General features: G+C 49.7%; 18 protein-coding genes. 6 read left to right on the forward strand and 12 right to left on the reverse strand.

The features are described 5' to 3' along the window. Positions 1–74: 74 nt before the first annotated feature. The 3 genes from B9Y93_RS10720 to B9Y93_RS10730 form a co-directional block, all read right to left on the reverse strand. A complete protein-coding gene (locus B9Y93_RS10720) occupies positions 75–2,414 on the reverse strand; it encodes a helix-turn-helix domain-containing protein (protein ID WP_085494393.1) in 2,340 nt (779 codons plus the stop codon). A gap of 215 nt (positions 2,415–2,629) precedes the next feature. Then, positions 2,630–4,219, reverse strand: coding sequence for a glucose-specific PTS transporter subunit IIBC (ptsG, locus tag B9Y93_RS10725; RefSeq protein WP_085494394.1), 1,590 nt, complete (start codon positions 4,217–4,219; stop codon positions 2,630–2,632). Between the two features lie 153 nt (positions 4,220–4,372). Next, positions 4,373–4,555, reverse strand: coding sequence for an H-type small acid-soluble spore protein (locus B9Y93_RS10730; protein ID WP_085494395.1), 183 nt, complete (start codon positions 4,553–4,555; stop codon positions 4,373–4,375). A 172-nt stretch (positions 4,556–4,727) separates the two neighbouring features. Between B9Y93_RS10730 and ku the strand changes: the two genes are divergently transcribed. From ku to ligD, 3 genes are read left to right on the forward strand one after another with little or no spacing between them, the layout of a single operon-like run. Next, entirely contained in the window at positions 4,728–6,053 is a 1,326-nt protein-coding gene (gene ku, locus B9Y93_RS25190) for a non-homologous end joining protein Ku (RefSeq protein WP_085494396.1), read from the forward strand. Continuing rightward, positions 6,050–6,997, forward strand: a complete 948-nt coding sequence (locus tag B9Y93_RS10740; protein WP_085494397.1) for an ATP-dependent DNA ligase — start codon at positions 6,050–6,052, stop codon at positions 6,995–6,997. The genes ku and B9Y93_RS10740 overlap by 4 nt, the downstream gene beginning before the upstream one ends. A gap of 15 nt (positions 6,998–7,012) precedes the next feature. Next, the gene (ligD, locus tag B9Y93_RS10745) at positions 7,013–7,903 is read left to right on the forward strand and encodes a non-homologous end-joining DNA ligase (protein ID WP_085494398.1); all 891 of its coding nucleotides are present in this window, start codon (positions 7,013–7,015) and stop codon (positions 7,901–7,903) included. Between the two features lie 76 nt (positions 7,904–7,979). On the opposite strand, the gene cls is transcribed toward ligD, so the two are convergent. Beyond that, a complete protein-coding gene (gene cls / locus B9Y93_RS10750) occupies positions 7,980–9,401 on the reverse strand; it encodes a cardiolipin synthase (protein WP_085494399.1) in 1,422 nt (473 codons plus the stop codon). A gap of 208 nt (positions 9,402–9,609) precedes the next feature. Between cls and B9Y93_RS10755 the strand changes: the two genes are divergently transcribed. Together B9Y93_RS10755 and B9Y93_RS10760 are read left to right on the forward strand one after the other, a co-directional pair. Then, positions 9,610–10,623, forward strand: a complete 1,014-nt coding sequence (locus B9Y93_RS10755; protein WP_085494400.1) for a M23 family metallopeptidase — start codon at positions 9,610–9,612, stop codon at positions 10,621–10,623. A 101-nt stretch (positions 10,624–10,724) separates the two neighbouring features. Next, positions 10,725–11,159, forward strand: a complete 435-nt coding sequence (locus tag B9Y93_RS10760; RefSeq protein WP_085494401.1) for a bactofilin family protein — start codon at positions 10,725–10,727, stop codon at positions 11,157–11,159. Between the two features lie 157 nt (positions 11,160–11,316). On the opposite strand, the gene B9Y93_RS10765 is transcribed toward B9Y93_RS10760, so the two are convergent. From B9Y93_RS10765 to B9Y93_RS10785, 5 genes are all read right to left on the reverse strand, one after another. Further along, complete coding sequence (locus B9Y93_RS10765; RefSeq protein WP_085494402.1) at positions 11,317–11,559, reverse strand: hypothetical protein; 243 nt, start codon at positions 11,557–11,559, stop codon at positions 11,317–11,319. A gap of 136 nt (positions 11,560–11,695) precedes the next feature. Next, positions 11,696–12,391 (reverse strand): hypothetical protein, encoded by a 696-nt coding sequence (locus B9Y93_RS10770; protein ID WP_085494403.1) that lies wholly within the window; start codon positions 12,389–12,391, stop codon positions 11,696–11,698. A gap of 53 nt (positions 12,392–12,444) precedes the next feature. Then, positions 12,445–13,299 (reverse strand): dTDP-4-dehydrorhamnose reductase, encoded by an 855-nt coding sequence (rfbD, locus tag B9Y93_RS10775; protein WP_085494404.1) that lies wholly within the window; start codon positions 13,297–13,299, stop codon positions 12,445–12,447. 29 nt (positions 13,300–13,328) lie between these two features. Continuing rightward, entirely contained in the window at positions 13,329–13,862 is a 534-nt protein-coding gene (gene rfbC / locus B9Y93_RS10780; protein ID WP_085494405.1) for a dTDP-4-dehydrorhamnose 3,5-epimerase, read from the reverse strand. Positions 13,863–14,183: 321 nt separating this feature from the next. After that, positions 14,184–15,179 (reverse strand): LCP family glycopolymer transferase, encoded by a 996-nt coding sequence (locus B9Y93_RS10785; RefSeq protein WP_139829163.1) that lies wholly within the window; start codon positions 15,177–15,179, stop codon positions 14,184–14,186. A 104-nt stretch (positions 15,180–15,283) separates the two neighbouring features. Here B9Y93_RS10785 and B9Y93_RS10790 point away from each other — a divergent pair, with 104 nt between their 5' ends. Continuing rightward, positions 15,284–16,519 (forward strand): right-handed parallel beta-helix repeat-containing protein, encoded by a 1,236-nt coding sequence (locus B9Y93_RS10790; RefSeq protein WP_176228897.1) that lies wholly within the window; start codon positions 15,284–15,286, stop codon positions 16,517–16,519. Positions 16,520–16,656: 137 nt separating this feature from the next. Here the strand turns inward: B9Y93_RS10790 and B9Y93_RS10795 are convergent, their stop codons facing one another. The 3 genes from B9Y93_RS10795 to tuaD are packed head-to-tail and all read right to left on the reverse strand — an operon-like array spanning position 16,657 to position 20,194. Then, on the reverse strand, positions 16,657–17,382 hold the full coding sequence (locus tag B9Y93_RS10795; RefSeq protein ID WP_085494408.1) for a glycosyl hydrolase family 28-related protein: 726 nt from the start codon (positions 17,380–17,382) through the stop codon (positions 16,657–16,659). Positions 17,383–17,423: 41 nt separating this feature from the next. Further along, complete coding sequence (locus tag B9Y93_RS10800) at positions 17,424–18,869, reverse strand: right-handed parallel beta-helix repeat-containing protein (protein ID WP_085494409.1); 1,446 nt, start codon at positions 18,867–18,869, stop codon at positions 17,424–17,426. Continuing rightward, positions 18,869–20,194 carry a UDP-glucose 6-dehydrogenase TuaD gene (gene tuaD / locus B9Y93_RS10805; RefSeq protein ID WP_085494410.1) on the reverse strand — a complete coding sequence of 442 codons (1,326 nt, stop codon included), beginning with the start codon at positions 20,192–20,194 and terminating at the stop codon, positions 18,869–18,871. Before tuaD ends, B9Y93_RS10800 begins: the two co-directional genes overlap by 1 nt. Between the last annotated feature and the right edge of the window lies 1 nt (position 20,195).

Here is a 20,195-nt window from a genome sequence, read left to right on the forward strand (position 1 = left end):
AGTAAACGTTTTCAACATTGATTTACCGCCTATATCATCACCGGTTAAACAGATTTAAGATCGATTTACCACGATTAAGATTCCTTTTTTTGCTCCAGCATTTCTCGGTATTGGCCGGGGGTAATGCCTTCATTTTTTTTGAAAAAACGATGGAAGCCCACATCGCTTGAATATCCGATGCGCGCTGCGATTTCAGTTAAGGTCAGCGTCCGATCCGCCAGCATTTCCTTGGACTTCTCCATTCTTAAAGTGGCAATGTATTCGGTTATGTTAATGCCGCTGTACTTTTTGAAAAAGGAGGATACATAGGGCGGCGTCATCTTGAACTCCTCCGCCATGGTCGCCAAGCTTAGATTCGGGTGATCGTAATGCTCTTCAATAAAGGCCTTCATTCTTTGATACAGCCGATCATGGTGGTCTGTGCGCTCGCCTTCGATATAGCTGCTGAGCAGCAAATAGCGCTTAATGATCTGATCTGCGATCGCATCGATGGACAAGACTCGCTGATCGATCGCAGCCGGATCAATCGTTTCTCCAAACACCTGCTGATCTTCAATTTGCAAGCTGTTGAGGATCTTCATAATCGTGGTAATCAGGTCAATCGATAAGCATCTGACACTTGAAGGCGTCATCATCTCCTGCTGCCAATTCAACTCGAAGATATGACGAAGCAAACGTTCCACCTGCTCCCCTTCCCCGCTCTTCACCAGATTCATAAGCTGAATCTCCGTCTCAATCGGATAGTGATAGAAGGTGGACTTCACCGTGCGTATCTCTTCAAAATAAACCAGCGATGAGGTACCGTGGATGATCCAATAATCCAGTGCGGTCATCGCTTCTCCATAAGCAATGCTGATCTTGTCGCTTCCTTGATGTGTAGAGCTTACCCCGATGGCAATGGACATGCGAAAGCGCTGATGCACGGCTGCCTGCATGCTCTCAAGAAATTCATCCTTCATCCGCTCAAGCGATGCGGTAGCATCCGGCAGATTGAGCAGCACCGCCAACCGATCGCGCTCAAGCTCTACCATATACCCTTCTTCATTTAATAATTCCTGCCCGAGATTCATAAGCACAAACCGAGCAAGTCCCCATTCCCGCTCTGTATCTCCGGTAATAAAGCCTGAGCAGTCAATAATATCGATCAGAATAACACAATAGTAGGGATGACTAAGCTCGACTCCCATAAAGCCGAATGTCTCCGGAACACCTTGCGTGAGATCAACATGCCCACGAATAAGGCGTGACAAGAAATTGGCCTTCAGCACCGGTGATTGCTCCGCCAGCGTTTGCCTTAGTTTCTCTTCCTCATCCATTGTGTGAAGCACGGACTGTTTGATTAATTCATATTCATCGCGATAACGCATCTCCTTCGGCGCTCGGTGAGCAAGAACCTTAATCACCTCTCGAAGCGGCTGATAGTAGCGATAGGCCATGATGTAGGACAGCAGTAGACCTGCAAGGAGGCCGATGCTGATGACAACCATCGTCCACTTTTTGAATACCAATACGTCCTTCAATACGATCGTCTCTGGAATAACGGATAAATAACGCCAGCCATTGCTGCCGTTCACTTCACTTACAATCATGGACTGTCCGCCTAATTCAATCTTGTGATAAGCGCCGCCCTGCTTTATTTCCTTCACAAGGTCCCAGTTCATCTGGCTGTTTAATGTGGACATGAGAATCTGCCCCTGCTGATTCAAGATGGCAAAGGAACCATCGCTCACGCCCTCAATCTGTGTAAGCATCTGCCTTAATCGATCCTCAGGAATTAACACGACAAGCTGCCCCTTGATATCCGATATATCATTGTAAGGCAAAGATTGGACATAGGTGATGGCGCGCATGTTCAGATTAAGCTCATTAAGCGCCTCAGAGGGCAAATAGACTTGATGATGAAGCCCCCGAAGCAGCTGGTTTACAACCCACTCTTTGGACTGGTCCCGATAGGATAGGATGGAGGAAAAATACAGGTCTGCATCCGCTTTCATTTCTGGCGACAGCACCGTATCATTCCCCTGGAAATAGATAAAGAAATCATCGATGAAGCTGCTCGTGCTTTTGTACTTTTTCAGCTCCTTTAAGGTATCGATAACCTTCAGCCGCTGCTCAATCGTGTCTTTGCCAGCGTTATTTAACAGCCAGTTGATTGTCGGATCAATCGCAATCTGATTGGTCAGCTGATCAATGTCCTGCAGCCTTGATTCGGTAATCTGCCTGAATTGCTCCATTAAACCGGTATTGGTTCGTATTGCATTCTGAACCATGGACTGCTCCACCTGCTGGTAGAACACCCCTCCAATCGATACGGGAATCAATACGATAGAGAGATAAGATAGAAAGATCGTAACGAACACACTTCTACGAGTCATTTTGCTGCCCGGCATGCGTCCTGCCTTTATCAAAGCCATTTATGTCCCCTCTTCCCATCGGATCTGTAACAAGCTCAGCTGCCCTTGCGATGTGGTGATAAATTCCATTTTACATGGAAAAACCTTGAATACCACCTCGATTTTTTGTTTTCGACAATCACGCACAAAAAAACCTGCTTGTACAAGCAGGTTTTTTACGCTGGGTGAGCACCGTCTGATGCTGCTGCAAATGATAAAGGCAGATTGGTCTGTGGCTATTTCAGCTCGTCTTCCGAAGGCCGTTCGGAGGAATCCTGCTTCTCTACGCTTTCCTCAGTCGATAAATCCATCGACTCCTGCGTAATCAGCTCATGAATTTGATGCTTGATCGTTTCCGAACGTGTGCCAAATATCGCTTGTACGCTGTTGCCTACTTCAAGAACGCCCGAAGCCCCGAGCTCCTTCAGCCGTTCCTTATTGACATCTTGGGCATCCTTAACCTGCACCCGCAAGCGTGTAATGCAGGCATCAAGCGAAGAAATATTATCTTTGCCCCCAAGCGCCGTTAGAATGCCGCGCGGAAGCTCCGAGGATGCTGTCGAGCTCGCCGCTGCAGTAGCGGTCTGCACCTCTCTGCCCGGCGTGCGCAAATTGAATTTGCGTATGGCAAAGCGAAATCCAAAATAATAAATGACCGCAAGCACAAGCCCAACAGGAATAACGAGCCAATAAGGCGTTCGATTCTGAAGTACGCCAAACAATAAATAATCAATGACGCCTCCAGAGAAGGTCATCCCGATTTTGACGCCAAGCAAATGCATGGTAAGGAAGGACAAGCCGGCAAAAAACACATGGACCACGAACAGCATGGGAGCCACAAATAAAAAGGAGAATTCAAGCGGCTCTGTAATTCCTGTTAGAAAAGACGTCAATGCTGCTGAGCCCATCAGCCCCGCGACAATCGCTTTGTTTTCCTTTCTCGCCTCATGGTAGATCGCCAATGCCGCTGCGGGAAGGCCAAACATCATGAATGGGAATTTGCCTGTCATAAAGGTTCCTGCAGTGAGGGGCACGCCATCCTTCAGCTGCTCGAAAAAGATTTTTTGATCTCCGCGCACAATGACGCCGGCTTTATTGACATATTCACCGAACTCAAACCAGAATGGCGCATAGAAGATATGGTGAAGTCCAAACGGGATCAGCGCACGCTCACATATGCCAAATATAAAGGCGGCCAAAGCTCGGTTGGAATCGATCAGCGAATGCGAGAATGTATTTAACCCATGCTGAATGGGCGGCCATATAAAGACCATCACAATCCCTATTAGCAGAGATGTCACCGCCGTAATAATCGGGACAAATCGCTTTCCAGCAAAGAATCCAAGATAGGATGGCAGCTCTATGGTAAAGAAGCGCTTATACAGCACAGCAGCCACAATACCGATGATGATCCCCCCGAATACTCCCGTCTGCAGTGTCGGTATCCCTTGAAGGACGGCATAAGCTGAATTCGAAGCTACCGTTTCCGGTGTTACATTCATCATGACCTTCATGGTAACGTTCATGACAAAATATCCGATAATGGCTGCAAGCCCCGCTACGCCATCTCCTCCAGCAAGACCAATCGCCACCCCAACTGCGAACAAGAGAGACAAATTGTCAAACACGATGCCGCCTGCCTGCTCCATCACGCTCGTGACGATCATAACGGTTCCGTTAGCAAGCCATGGCACGCGTTCAATCATATCTGGATTCTGAAGGGCATTGCCGATTCCAAGCAGTATTCCCGCTGCAGGAAGAATCGCCACTGGCAGCATGAGCGCCTTGCCAACCTTCTGAAGGACTCCAAAAGCCGACTTGAACATATATCCACCTTCTCTTAGGTTTGATGCAGCAGGGCTTCCAACACTGTCGGAGCCCTGCTTGTCCTGCACTTCTTGTCTTGTACTTCTTGTCTTGTACTGCTGCTTATGATAAAGGGCATCCCTTTGAACTCATTAGGCAGCATTACGCTTCATTCATCCCTCTTGCAGACGCTCGACCTTCACTGTCTCTGTATTCGTTGGGCGAGTGCCCACCTGTACAGTCGCCATCTCATTGGCTAGGTCTACGTTCTCAATCCACACGGAATGTTCTCCATCCAGCAGCACTGGAACGGTATCCTTCATTTCATATATTTGCTGTGCTCGTTCTGCTTTCATTCTGTTACCTCCTATCTGCCATACTGCTACGTTTAAGTTCCTATGCATGTACATTCATAAGATGGCACGTTTCTTCCATCTTCATGCATCCTTGGTGTTCTCTTTCAAGGGTAAAAGCAGGTCGAAAGCGCATATTATACGTAAATCCCAATAAAGGCAGGAGGCGTAGTCCATGCATACTGTGTGGAAAGGAGCCATCAGCTTCGGGCTTGTCCACGTTCCCGTTAAAATGCATACTGCAGCACAGGATAAGGACATCTCCCTGCGCATGATTCACGAAGTATGCGGAAGCCCGCTTCGCTATGTTCGAGAGTGTCCCGTGTGCGAGGTGGAAGTACCGTGGTCGGATATTGTAAAAGGATATGAATATGAGAAAGGGCATTTTGTGCTCTTTACGAAGGAAGAGCTGCAATCGATGGAGGATGAGGGCAATCGAACCATCACCATATTAGACTTTGTCGATCTGTCAGATATTGATCCCGTGTATTATCAGAAAACGTATTATTTGTCCCCGGATCAGGCTGGTGGCAATGCCTATCAGCTGCTCCGCGAAGCGCTCCATTCCACAAACAAGATTGGCATCGCCAAGGTGACGCTGCGCGACAAAAGCAGTCTGGCAGCGATCCGGGTGCTGGAGAATTGTCTTGTGATGGAGACGATGTATTATCCTGATGAGATTCGCAATGTCTCTCAGGTACCGAATATTCCGAGCGCCGTCTCCATTAATCCGCGAGAGCTGGAGCTTGCGCAAATGCTCATTAATCAGCTCTCAGCAAGCTTCGAGCCAGAGAAATATACGGATGAGCACCGCGAGCGCATGCTCTTGCGCATTCAAGAGAAGATCGCGGGCAAAGAGGTGAAGCGTGCGCCGGAGGCAGCCAATGAGCCGCCGATTGCCGATCTGATGGCAGCCCTGCAGGCGAGCATTCAGGCGATGCAGCCGGTCATGCCCGATACGGGACTTAAGCCTGCAAGTTCCGCGAGGGCTCGCGGCAAGGCAGCAGCTGGCGCTGTCAAGCCTGCCGCGGGGGCAGTGCCTATGGCTGGCGAGGCTGTGCCTACGGCTGGCGGCATTACGCCGGGTGGTGCCGCTGTTCCTGCGGCAGCGGGGCAGGCACCGCAGGCTGCTGCCACAGGCAGCCCACAGGCGGCAGCTGCCGCGAGCGGCGCGCTAGCGGGGGCTGGCGGCGCCGACACGGCGGCGATCCCCGCTGCGCCAGTCAAGCGGCGGGGGCGGCCGCGCAAAAACACAGCGGCCGAGCCTGTGCTAGGCGCTAGCCCCGCTGCCGAAGCGGCTCAGCAAGCCGCGGGCGCTGGCAGCAGCGCGCAGCCGGCAGCTGGCGGGGAGGCGGATCGCGCCGCAAGGCCAAGGCGCAGACGCACGCGCGCCGCAGAGCCCGTCACCGCCGCCGCGGGCGAAGACTTCGCTCGCAGCGCTGAAGCGCAAGCTGCACCGCCTGCGCCGACACGGCGAGGCAGAAAGCCTGCTTCTTCATGAGCAGGCTTTCACCGTTTCAATTGGGGCCAGCCTTCGCACCGATGGCCCCCATCTCAGCTGAGATTATCCCGCAAGGCGAAGAATGGCTCCATCAGCTGAAGTGGGACGGCATTCGCCTGCTTGCCGAAGCAAGCGATTCAGGTGCAGTCGAGCTCTATACACGCAAGATGGAGAAGCGTACCAGCGCCTTCGAGTCGATTCAGCGGGCGCTATTCGCTTGCCCTGCCCTTCAAGGAAGCCACTATGTGCTGGATGGCGAAGCGATCGTGATGGATCCCGTGCTGAATCGGCCTTCCTTCCCGCTTATACTGAAGCGTCAGCGAACCACGCGTGCGCTGACGGAGCGAGCACCTGTCCTTTATGTGATCTTCGATATTTTACAGTGGAGAGGTCAAGATCTTCGCCAATTGCCGTATGAGGCGAGACATCAGCTCTTGCTCGACATCTTTCAAGATTGTACAGCCGAGCTGCTGGTCACTGATGCCTTTCAGGATGGTGAGGCGCTGTGGACTTGGGTGGAAGCGAATGAGTGGGAAGGTGTGGTAAGCAAGCGCAGACAGTCTTGCTATCTAGAGGACAAGCAGCATCGAGATTGGTATAAGATCAAGAAATCCCTTCAGCTCCGTGCGCTTGCAGCAGGGTATATCGTTCGGGACGGGCGGATTGCGAGCCTGATGCTCCTCCAGCAGGATGGAATCTATATCGGCCGTGTCAGCATTGGCATGAAGGAGCAGCATCGAGAGCTCCTGAGCTCTTGGGCGGCAAAAGGGGGCACTAATGAGCAGCCTCCCCAATCATTATTGCTGCCTTCAGAGCTGAATAAAGAGAACATTGTATGGTTCAAGCAGCCCATTCCAGTGGAAGTATCCGCCTTGGAGTGGACAGCCGCCGGTGTGCTTCGCCACCCGAAGCTTGTCGCCCTGCCCGTGGGATCAAATGCATGAAGGAGGGACCTTTGCATGAGCACAGGATATATGCTGCCTATTGATGGCCACAAGATTCAAATCACCAACCCGCAAAAGCTGCTGTGGAAGGAGCTGCAGCTCACCAAGCTTGAATATGTCAAATGCCTCATTGAGCTTGCCCCCTTTCTTATTCCAGCTTGCAACGAGCGATATCTGACTACAATCCGTTATCCAGATGGCGTCCATGGCGAGGCTTTCTTTCAAAAAAATTGCCCTGAACCAACGCCGGAATATGTCACTACCGCTTGGCAGGGCGATCATCGCTATATTGTATTGGATAAGCTGCCTACCTTAGTTTGGCTTGGCAACTTGGCTTGTATAGAATTCCATCCATCCCTTGAGGCGCTTACTTCCAGCCAACCCTTGCAATGGATTATCGATCTTGATCCCTCTATTCCAGATGAGCCTAGAATCATGGATGCGGCCATGAAGGTCGGGCAGCTCCTGCGGTCGCTAGGCATTGAGAGCCTTCCCAAGACATCTGGAGCAACAGGCGTGCAGCTAACGGTCAAGCTCCATCCCGGTCCATCCTGGGAGGAGCTGAAGCAGTTCGGACGGTTTATCGCGCAATATTTATGCGAACAGCATCCCGAGTTGTTTACGATCGAACGCCTGAAGAAAGATCGGGGCAGCCGCATCTATATTGATTATGCCCAGCACGATATCGGCAGGACGATTGCAGCTGCCTATACCCCTCGTGCAACTCCTTACGCTTCCCTATCGATGCCGTTATATTGGGAGGAGGTAGCTAAGAAGCCCAAGCCCCGAGACTTCCATTTGCGCAATGCTGCGCAGCGCCTAGAGCATACAGGAGACCTGCTCGCGAGCTTCCCGCCTCAGGCGCTCCAGCCCATCATCGCATCCTTTCTCTCCGCGCAGAGGTGAGGGCAGCTTGCTGCAGGCTCGCGAGACTTTCTCAAAGAATTAGCTTCCTAGCAGCAAGCAGATCTCCACTGCCTCGTTACAACAACGGCGACAAGAGACGGAACAGCGCCTCTAAGCCGCGCTGTAGCTTGGAGCGTTCCATAAACTGCTTGTAATCCATCTCCTTGCTGTCTTCAAAGTCCTGCATAAAGTCCTGCTCCAGCCGATCGATCGCTTGTTCGTCAAACATAAGGGCATTCAGCTCAAAATTATAAAAGAAGCTTCGCATATCCATATTGGCCGTACCCACACATGCAATGGAGCGATCCATTATCATTGCCTTCGCATGCGGGAAGCCGCGATAATATTCATAGAAGCGCACGCCGGACTGAAGCAGCTCCTCAATATAAGAACGGCAGGCCCAGTCTACAATTTTGGAATCCGACTTATGCGGAATGATGATGCGGACATCAATGCCGCTGACAGCTGCTGTTTTTAGTGCCAGCATATTACCGGGGTCAGGAATAAAGTAAGGGGTTATAATCCATACTCGGTCCTTCGCGTGGTTAAGGGCGCCGAAATACAGCTCTTGAATTGCATCCCAGCTTGTATCCGGCCCACTTGCGACAATCTTCACCTGCTCATCGCCGACAAGGTCCTGCGGAGGGAACAGCTCACGCGAGAGCAGACGCTGCTTCGTGGTAAAAGCCCAATCATGTAAAAAAACGACCTGCAGCACATACACCGAATCGCCTTCAATCTTCAGATGAGTATCCCGCCAAAATCCGGTCTTCGGGTCGCCGCCCAAATATTCATCTCCGATATTGATGCCGCCGACAAATCCGACTTTACCGTCCACCACCACAATCTTGCGGTGATTGCGATAATTGAGGCGCCTGCGGAAAAAAGACACCCACAGCGGGAGAAACCAGTGGAACTCGACGCCCGCTTCTTCAAAGCGCTTCAGATAGCTTCGCTTCAGCTCAATGCTGCCGACTCCATCGGCAATGACACGCACCTTAACGCCTTCCTTCGCCTTTTCAATCAACAGCTTCTGAAACATGCGTCCAATGACATCATCTTTCAAGATGTAAAACTCCACATGAACATGATGCTTCGCCGCGCGAATCGCCTCAAATATAGCATCATACGTCGCACGCCCATTGGTAAGCACTTCCGTCTTGTTGTTGCCGGTGATCGGGCTTTCCGAGAGGGAAGAAATAAGTTCAAACAGCCGTTCTTGCGAGTGCAGCTCCGTATTGCGGAGCTCCTGCGCCTTTTTAACAATATGTACGATCTGCAGCTTCTCGACCATGTTCTCCACAAACCAGCGCTTGCGGACTCTTCGTCTTGCCGTATAGTCCTGAGCCATAAAGTAGTACAGGACAAAGCCGACAATCGGCACGCAAAACGAGATAATGAGCCAGGCCACCGTCTTCGATGGATGCTTGTTCTCAATGATAACGATCGTTAGAAGCTGAAAGATATATAATATGACTCCAAAAACGACCCATGTCATCTATCTGTTCCCCCAATTCACAAGATGGGCAATACATTCAGCCTTTCCCATCTTCCCTATGCTTCATTCATCTTCTCGTTATAACGTAATTGGACAAAAAAAGAAAGGGGCGAAACAAATCAACGGGTCTTTGGTCATGTTTCCAACGAGATTCGAATAAAGTGTTCTTAAGAGTAAGGACATGACTACACTAGAGTGAGGTGATAAGATGAAGCAGCGCTTGCGGAGCAACTCGATGACAGTGCTAGTCATTCGCGAGGCCGAACGAGCGGTTAAGCAGGTTCGTGTTCCCAAATTGCTTGTGATATCTGTCCCGATTGCAGCCTTAATGTCTGTCTCTGGACTCATTCTCAGCATGCAGCTGACCTCACAGCAAAGCATTCATGACCTTGAAGATCAGCTTGAACAGCAAAAAATGGCGCTAGAGATCACCGTCAATAACAAGGATGAGATGATTCGAACACTGCGGCAGGAAGTCATTCGCTTGGCGAAGGAGACTAAAATCGTGCAAGATCAGATGGATCAAATCCATGATCTGGAGCAAGAGCTCGAACAATTCGTCAAGCAGCATATCAGCGAGGATGCCGTGTCAAGCCGATCATCAAATGCGCCTTCCCTCATCACTCTCGTGCAAGCAGATATTGATGATGACGACTCCTTGCTTCGGCTTGCCGAGCAATCAAGCTTCAACTTAAAGCGTGTTCAGGAAATGCTGAACGAAGTGGAAAAAACGACCCCTCGCATGCTGACCATGGCTAAAGAGCAGCAGCAGCATATCGCCAGAACACCCTCTTATTGGCCGACGAATTCAAGAAGGATCACATCAAGCTTTGGTTATCGAACCGATCCGATTACCGGACATGCAGCCTTCCATGCTGGTCTAGACATTGGCGGCAAGATCGGGGATCCCATCTATGCAGCAGCAGAAGGCAAGGTGCTTGAGACCGGCTATCATTATGCAAGAGGCAATTATATCATCCTCTCGCATAGGAGTGGCTTGGAAAGCTGGTACATGCATCTCAGCAAAGCAGAAGTTGATGTTGGCGCCGCCATTGAGAAGGGAGAACGAATCGGAACAATGGGAACAACCGGCCATAGCACGGGTCCCCATCTTCATTTTCAAATTGTACAAAAGGGAACACCGATTGACCCCTACCCTTACCTCCAAGCAGAACCTGAGCAGCAGGGAGCGCGTCTAAGCAGCGCTAAGAACAGAAGCTAGCTTATCAGGCAATTGCCCTTATGTCCCTTGGCGCATCGTCATACATCCAAGCTGCAACAGCTGCAACTGCAACCAAGCTAGAAAAGGAGCGTTGATTAACAATGATGAAAAAGTCTAAACATCACAGCAAAGCCAGGCCTAACGATTCACTGATCAGCTACGGAACGCAAGTGGAGGGCTCGCTTATGGTTCCATCCAATCTGCGGATTGATGGCAGCTTTCACGGTGAAATTACATGTGAAGGAACCATTGTGATCGGTGATCAAGGAGAGGTCCATGCTAAGCTTACAGCCAGAGATGTCATTATTTCTGGGGAAATGAATGGAGAAATCAAATGCGAAGGCAAGCTGACGATCACCTCGACAGGCATGCTAAATGGGAATTGCGAATCTCAGTGGCTCGTAATACAAGAGGGCGGCTGCCTGAATGGAAACAGCTTGACCGAGCGGAAGGAGCAGCCTTCACGTCAAGCGTCTCAAGCCTCAACGGCTGCTGAACACGAAGCGAATACCCATCGGGAGAAGCAAGCGGGATAACATTCGCTTGCTTCTTTTTTATGACAATGACAGGTGTTCAAGTATCAATAGATCCATATTGAGTATTCGAGCGTTCATATGTAATCAAAGTATGCTGGCGACATGTATGGAATACAAACAACGGAATCATGTAAAGATAAGATAAGGAGAGGCCTATCTAAGCTCGCTTCTCGCGAAGCAGCAGATAGTCATAGGAGGTATCGGTGGACACTGAAGTCCACAGCCTGCGAAGGGTTTCGTTCTTCTCAATGCAGCTCTCGCAGGCCCCAAGAGGCATGCCTACTCGTACGTAACCCGTGCGGAACAGCAGCTTGCTTTGCTCGCGTGTCAGTTGGGATGAACAGCCGATACAATAAACAGGGCTCAACGACGGATGGTAGATAGCATTACATGCATTCATGATTCGAACTTTCCCCCTTACTCGCCATTAGGTTGAATCGCTACATAAGAGTTACAAAACGTATCCATAATGTAAGCGATTTCTAAGCCTGTGTCAATGGTTTTTGCACAAATGTTTACAGGAATACATTTCCTTCTTAGGAATAGCGCCAATCTCCGTAGCGCTCAGTCTTTACGCCAAACGGACCGTATTTCGCTTGAAGCTGGTGCCATTTTTGCCTGCTCGTCTGACTCATCCCCTTATCCGATCCGCTTCCTCCTTGCAAGGCTGTCGCCGCATAATCCTGCAGCATCTCCGCATCATAATCGGATTGCCAGCACAGCTCGCGGCGCATCCCTTGAAACCATGTCACGAGCATGGGAACGGCCTGTCCATCCTTCGTGCCAAGTAGGATAGGCATTGGCCTATGAAAGGTGCTCGAAGCCATAAAGGCCACTTCTGCGTGCAGAGATGAACGCAGGAGGGAGGTGGTGCCGGGCTCAACATGAGCACACAGCAGCAGCATTTGTTCTGGGCGAAGCTTCGTATCCAGCCAAGCGATAAGGGAGGAGGCGGTAGGATGCAGGTGGAAAGTGCTCTGTAAGGTGCTGCATTCCTCTGGTTCCGGTCGTGTTATCGAGGGCAGCACGCCATCCGCCAAGATGATGAGATCCGCTCTTCTTACGGCATAAGAAGCATTGACCGTACATAGAATCCGCCTCTCTCCCTCTTCCTGTATGCGGTCTGCCTCCTGGCGATCGGATACAACAAGCCAGCAATCCCGCTTCATCCGCGCTATTCGGATGGCTATCGCAAGAGCAGGAGCCAGCGCTCCCAATACTGCACACCGCATCTTCCCTTCCCTGCCCCCTTTTCACTTACTCCTCTATCCGCCTGACGTGTCCACTAGATTGTCGATGCCAGCATCTCGCGAAGAGCCTCTCTCCACGGTCGAAGCGGTGCAAATCCCTGCAGCCTTAACGCCATCCCTTCCAGTACAGAATAGGATGGACGCCTGGCAGGTCTAGGGAATTGCGAGGTTGGAACCGAGCGCACCTTCACCTGAAGTCCCTTCTCCTCCATGATTGCACATGCGAATTCATACCAAGAACAAGAGCCCGCATTCGTAATGTGATACACCCCGTAACATTCCGTAAAAAGTAAATCCACCAGCCGTTCTGCCAAATCCATCGTATACGTTGGACAGCCGATCTGGTCATGCACGACCTTTAGCTCAGATTGGCTCTTCGCCAGCCGCAGCATCGTTTTTACAAAGTTATGACCGTGATGGCCATACACCCATGAAGTCCTTATAAGAAAGGTCTTGCGATGGCACTGCATCACAAGCTCCTCCCCTGCGTGCTTGGAGGCGCCATATACATTAACAGGGCGAACGGGTGTGAACTCGTCATAAGGCTTATTAGCCCGCCCGTCAAACACATAATCTGTGCTGATGTGAATCAGCTTCGCATCGATAGCAGCAGCTGCACACGCCACATTCCGCGCACCGTAAGCATTAACCTGGTAGGCGAGATCGCGTTCGGACTCAGCCTGATCCACCTGCGTATATGCAGCCGTATGAATGATCACGTCAGGCTTCAAGGGCACAAGCGTATGCATGACTTGTGCTTGATCCACAATGTCCATCTCTGTTCTCGTTAGCCCAATTCCCGTTATGCCGCGAAGCTTAAGCGCATGCAGAACATCTCTGCCAAGCTGCCCATTCGCCCCTGTTACTGCCACAACAAGTGATCTAGACATGCCCTTGTCCCTCCTTCCATTAGATGAAGTTACAGCTCACTGAGATAAGGAAGTTGTCTATCTTTATTAGATAAGAGCACGTCTGTACGCGGCCAAGGGATTGCGAGCATGGGATCATCCCAACGAATGCCGCGGTCAAGCGCTGGCGCATAATAAGCATCAACCTTGTAGAGCACCTCAGTATGAGGCTCCAAGGTGCAGAAGCCGTGTGCAAAGCCATGCGGTATATACAACTGCTTCTTATTGACTGCACTTAAGGTAACAGCCACATATTGTCCATAGGTGCTGGAATCAGGCCGTATATCGACCGCGACATCCCAGATGGAGCCGTGGAGCACTCGAATGAGCTTCGCTTGCGCACAAGGTGCTTCTTGATAATGCAATCCTCGTATCGTACCTTCTTGTACAGACAAGGAATGATTGTCTTGAACAAAGATTGTATCTAGGCCAAGCTCTAATAATCGCTCTTGATGATAGCTTTCCATGAAAAAACCTCTAGGGTCAGTGAAGATCGTAGGCTCTAATACAAATACGCCGTCTAACGCCGTGTCATATCTTTGCAAGCTTCTCAACTCCCGCTTTGTCCTGAACCGCTTCATATGTTATTAAGCATATGTTGGAGACAGGGGATGAATGCCTGACAAGTTTAAAGAGAGAAATAATGGTAGGGATAACGCTGAGTGATGAATGAAATAGAGGATGATAGAAAGGAGAAAGGGGTGGGAAGACCCTCATGAAAGACATAGAATAGAGACGCATGCTGCAGTGTGCCCGAATCATTCATTCTAGGGCAACTGAAGATGGCTTCCCTTTCATAAGGATCTTTGCCTTATTATTGATGACGATGCGAGGGTTCGTTACACTTTGCAGGCTGCCAGCACATCCTACAAGCCTAGCTTCTTGATTATGATGTCATGCATCCGTTCACGCTCACCTGAATCCAGCACATAGTAGTAGATGCCGTTTTGCCGGATTCCGGATCCATTTAAAGATTCTCGTTCCAAGTGAGACAGCGCTTGATTATAATTCTTCATCAGCTTGGTCCACTCAGAGGATGGAATGCTTGTCTTCACATGCTCACTGACCTTGTCAATCATGCCAACCCATTGAAAAGCCCCCTCAAAGCTGAGTGCTTTATTTGATAGACTAGAGAGCACCTCCTGTTGGCGATCCATTCTGCCAAAGTCCCCTTTAGGATCCGCCTTCCTCATGCGAACATAGGCAAGCGCCTTCTCTCCGCTAAGATGAAGCGGCCCCTTTTCAAAGTATTGTCCATCCAGCGAGAAAGCCAGCTTATTTTGAATATCTACGCCTCCCAGTACGTCGATAATCTCTTCGAAGCCCTGCATATTCGTCTTGATGTAATGATCAATTGGGATCTGAAGCATCTGCTCCACCGTTGCCACAGCCATCGGCACACCGCCAAAGGCATACGCGTGATTGATCTTATCCTCCTTGTTCTTGCCTATGATGCTTGTCATCGTATCTCTCGGAATACTAATCAGGGTCACCGCGGGCGTCTTCGGATTCACAACCGCAAGGATCAAGGTATCACTGCGTCCGCGATCATGATCCCGCTCATCCACACCCATAATAAGCATCGTAAACGGGTCCCCGTCCTTTAGGCTTGGCACTCTAGGCCCTACATGGGATGCCGTTGCACTTGTTTCCTTCGTGTCATCGTGTGCTGGCGTAGGATTGAAATTTCCTACTTTGACTCGGAACTCGCTAGGCGGCAAAGGTTCATAGATTGCTTCTGCCGTATGCTGAAGCTTGTAATAGATAAAGCTTCCGCTCCCTACCACAAGTAGGAGAACAACGAGGAAGCTAGCAAGGAGAATTTTCTCCCATTTTTTGCGTTTGGACCAATATTTCTTCACATCTATCACTCCCAATCCATCCTAGCTGAGCACCGATATCTTGCTTTCAACATAATATAACGTGAAACTATTTCATACTTGCAATAATGAGAGAGGTGATTAGATTGAGTAAGGTTATCGGCATTAATGTCAAAGATTATGGTGCATATGGCGATAATGTCCACGATGATACGATTGCCATTCAAAGTGCCATCGACGCCTCCACCGGCGGTGTAATCTTTTTTCCAGCAGGAACCTATGTCATCAGCAATACGATCAAGGTGCATTCCAATCAGACCCTGTGCGGCGAGGGCAAGAACATCTCGATTCTCCGCATGAGTGCTGTAGGCAAAGACGGTATACAGGTAAATAATGCGGAGCATGTGACCATTCGCGAACTGCAGGTCAGAGACATTATCAATCCAGGCAGCGCAGAAAGTCGGGCGATTCGGATTCGTGCCTCTAAGCATTGCAAGGTAGAGCACTGCCGTGTATACAACACGGACGATTCCGGCATTCGTGTCGGCTATGATGATGCGACAGGCTGGTCGATGCACTGTCAAGTCCTTCACTGCGAGGTAGAGAACACCACAGGCGGTTCAGGCATCGAGGTCATCAAAGCCTATGATACTCTAGTAGATGGATGCACCGTAATCAACAGCTTGGAGCACGGCATTCGGATATGCGGAGCCATACGAACAACCGTGGTGAACAACACGATAGAAGGCAGCGGCAATGCTGACATCACGGCGCAAGGCTTCGGCAGCTCGACGGGGGTAAGCCAGCCTTTGGAAAATTTCATTATTAAGGGAAATACTTGCAAGGGCTCTGGCCTTGGCTATGGCATCACCATGTACTTTCAAGCTAGCAAGGGCATTGTAAGCAGCAACAAGATTATGAACAGCCTGATTGGCATTCGCTTATACGATCCTGAAGGCAATGGAACGCAGAACATTCATTGTGTGGACAATATGATCGCCGACTGTGGAACGGGTATTCTCGTGTACGGCGAACACAAGTCACTGACGTTCAGCCAGAACCATATTATGAACTGGACGAATCCTTCTGTGGCCTACGAATATGCCGCGGCCGTGGTCATTGACGCGCACAACAACGACCTCGATTTCGTCTTCTTCGAAGACAATATGATTGTTCAAGCGAATCCGGTCTCAAATAAAAAGCAGGTGTCCTTCTACATCGCGAACCTGACCAATAACAGCAACATTTATGTTCGTTACAACAACATCTCGCTGTTGAATTCATTTAGCCTCTTCAATTCTATCTACCGCAGGGGCAGCAGAGGCAAGGTAACCACAACCTTCGCCTTAATGAATACCAATACCGAGGTGCTTTCCTCTTGATATGATCATGCTGTAGGCTTGCCATCCCCTGGCTTCCCTTCAGCTGTACAATTCCAGCCATAGAGCATACCATGTGCAGGTGAGCACTGCCCCTTTTTGCTCACCTGCTATTCTATTCTTAATAACAAGAAGCGATGCTATCCTCCTGTTCGGACTAATGTTCCTACTGTGATGTTATTGCAGTTCAACAAAGCCAATCCTTCTGCAGCCGTTGAATGATTCATGATTAACGTCTCGATAGTAATGGTATGCGAAGCGCCTCCAATCACAAACGATCGCGCAGAAGAACACGTGATTTGGGTTATGCCTAGAAAGTCAACATGATCAGAACGCATCACTAGAATGGCATTTGGCGCGTTTCTGCAAAAAGCGTGCACTGACAAATTATAAAAAGTAAGCGCCTTGCAGTGATGAATTTGAAGCAAACTTCCCTCTGCCATCCTCAGATGAACAAGCTTCGCTTCAGGGTGAAATACGAATTTCTTTTGATTCAGTCCACGGAGAAGAAGCGTGCTGCCAATCCCGTACTGCCCGTTTGGAAAATAGATCGTATCTTCCTGTAAGATCGCTTTCATAATAGCAGGCTCATCGTTGTGAACTCCGTCGCCTTTAGCCCCATAATCGGTTACCGAGCGTGCCGAAATCCGCTTATAGGATAACGGAGAATCGTCTGTCAGGGCAATCGTCCATACAGGCTCAGCGGATTCTTTGGTTCCTTTCTCCACGGGCAATAGATCAGGTTCTGCCGCCCTCATAGCTGCTATTAGGTGTTTTCTCGATATTTGCTTGGCCCATATCGGCAGGTCTGCTGCTGTCCATGTGTCCGGTTCGCTAATCGCTGCTTGATGCACCCTCTCTTTCATGTGAACCCCCTCCAGCTTCAGGCTTGTCTTATTGGAAAAGCTTAAAAGCCCTCAATCTGTTCTTCTGGCCCGATAATGATTTTGGACTTAGGAAGCCTGATTTGTATTTCATCCCGCCCGTTATTATAAAATTGGTTTTTACCTGAAATGACGACTGTATCTACTGTGCTTCGGCTTGTATTGCCCAGCATGACACCATAGTTTTTATTCTCAGACACTTCGTTGCCAATCAGCTCCACATGTTTGGCGCGATACAAGAATACACCGTCGCCTTTGCTGTTGTATACCTGGGTGTTCTTCATTACAAAATAGCCCTTGATCCCAACATCACGAACGCCGTACTCCGTCCCGCCCTTAATGATGCAGTTCTCAATCATAATATTTTCCCCGGACATAAACACAACTTCCTTAAGCTTCGTATTGGAGAAAGTGGAGTTCAGAAGCTTCACATTTTTCGGTCTTAAGGTCTCGTCCTTTTCTACTTCTATCGTGACATAAGGAGCTGAGCCATTCGTAAATAAGACATTATTGACCTTCCCTTTGATGATCAGCCTACCCTCAAGCGCCCTCACCTTGTCCAACACGATGTTGTTAATGGTTCCGGTCTCGGTCCAGACATGAATATTTTCATTCTTCACTTCAACATTATGAAACTTAATGTTTCGCACTTCTGCCCCTGTATCAGGCTCAATATCAATAGCAGCATTAAGCTTATGGCTCATATTTTTAAGCGTTATATCCGTAAACAGCATATTTTGACCGCCAACTACTGCGATGCCATTGCGCGATGCGCCATCAATTACAATGTTTTTCGCTACGATTTGCTCGGTTTTTCTGGAATACAGCTTCTTCTGAGCGACATAGATGGCATCCCCATACTCCTGCTGTGATTTGGATACGGAGCCTTTAATGACCAGCTTGCTCATTTGGATGGCAGCCGAGTTCATGATCCGAATGGTATGATTCGATTCACGAGTCGTATGCTTCACCTTTGATTGATCCAGCTTCACATTGTAGATCGTTACATTTCTTACATTCTCCATGGAAACAAGCTCTTTATTGGATTGCAGCTGTCTTAGAACCGTCTTCTCGCCATCTCCGATGAGCGTTACGTTGTTCCGAAGATGAAGAACCCCTTTGATGCCATACGTTCCAGCTGGAAGGTAGACGGTGCTCTGGGATTTGCTTGCCTCGTCAATAATTTTTTGCAGATTCACACGTACATCCTTGCCGCTTGCAGAAACGCCTCTCTTTTTCACATTGATGCATTTTTGCTTGCAGGAGGTGTTGATCTTCTTCAAATTATCAGCCAGCCCATCTAGATAATCTAGCTGGGCTGGATTCGTTACTGGAATAGACACGGGGACATCGGAGGCAAACACCTCGATGTCAGGAGCCTGTGCGGCCATGGCTTTGATCATTAAGCCAAGAACGACTCCTGCAACGACGACGACAACGGATACGCCGATTCTAATCTTGGCCATCATTATCCAATGCCTACCTCAAGCTGAGAATGAACCACCGCTCGACCGATGCTCGAATAATAGAAGCCGTGTGAGCTCATCTCATCTAAGGAGAAGCAGTTGCGTCCATCTACAATTACCGCTTGCCGCATCAGCGAGTAGAGACGCGCTAAATCCATACTTTTCACTTGATCCCACTCCGTAAGAATCAAGCAGGCGTCCGCATCTGCAACCGCCTCGTACATGTCTTGGGTATAGAGAATATCCTCTTGAATCCATTTTTTCGCCTCATCGAGAGCGATCGGATCATAGGCTTTTACATGCGCCCCTCTTGCCACCAGCTCTGGAATGAGATCGACAGACGGGGCATAGCGCATATCGTCTGTATTGGGCTTGAAGGCTAGACCCAATACAGCAATCGTGCGCCCCTGCATGTTGCCAAGCGCATGCTGCAGCTTATTCAGCACCACATAGCGCTGCTTGGCATTCGTCTCGATTACTGCGTTGATTAATCGAGAAGACACTCCTGACTTCGAGCATATAAAGCGCAGCGCCTCGGTATCCTTAGGGAAGCAGGAGCCCCCATAGCCGATACCCGCTTGGAGAAACTGACTGCCGATGCGGCTATCCAGCCCCATGCCCGTTGATACCTCTGCCACATTGGCTCCCGTCTCTTCACACAAGTTGGCGATCTCATTAATGAAGGAGATCTTCGTTGCCAAAAAGGCATTGGCCGCGTATTTAATCATTTCCGCACTTTCTAGACTTGTGCGGTACACCAGCGTGCGAAATGGCGCATGAAGCTCCTCAATCGCATCAGCTGCACGCGAATGTGTGGCACCAATGACTGCGCGCTCCATCGACATGCAGTCCTTAAGCGCAGAGCCCTCGCGCAGGAACTCCGGATTGCTCACCATGTCAAAAGGATGCGGCGTATGCTCGGCGATCAGCATCTGCACGCTTCGGCCCGTACCTACCGGCACGGTACTCTTGATCACGATGATCTTATAGTCCTGCATCGCTTCCGCAATACTCTTGGCCGCAGCATAGATATACGTCAAGTCCGCTTCGCCATGCGGGGACATTGGCGTGCCTACCGCGATATAAATAATATCTGACTGCTTAACCGCCTCAGCGATATTCGTTGTGAAGGCAAGACGGCCTTCCGCTTGATTGTTCACAACCATCTCCTGCAGGCCTGGCTCATAGATCGGGATAATCCCTTGATTAAGCTTCTCGATCTTGCTTGCATCGATATCGCAGCAAATGACCTGATTGCCAATATCAGCAAAGCATGAACCTGTAACTAGACCTACATAACCTGTTCCTATTACGGCAAGTCGACGCATG

The organism is Paenibacillus aquistagni (assembly GCF_900177815.1).
In the GTDB taxonomy this organism is placed as follows: domain Bacteria; phylum Bacillota; class Bacilli; order Paenibacillales; family Paenibacillaceae; genus Paenibacillus_B; species Paenibacillus_B aquistagni.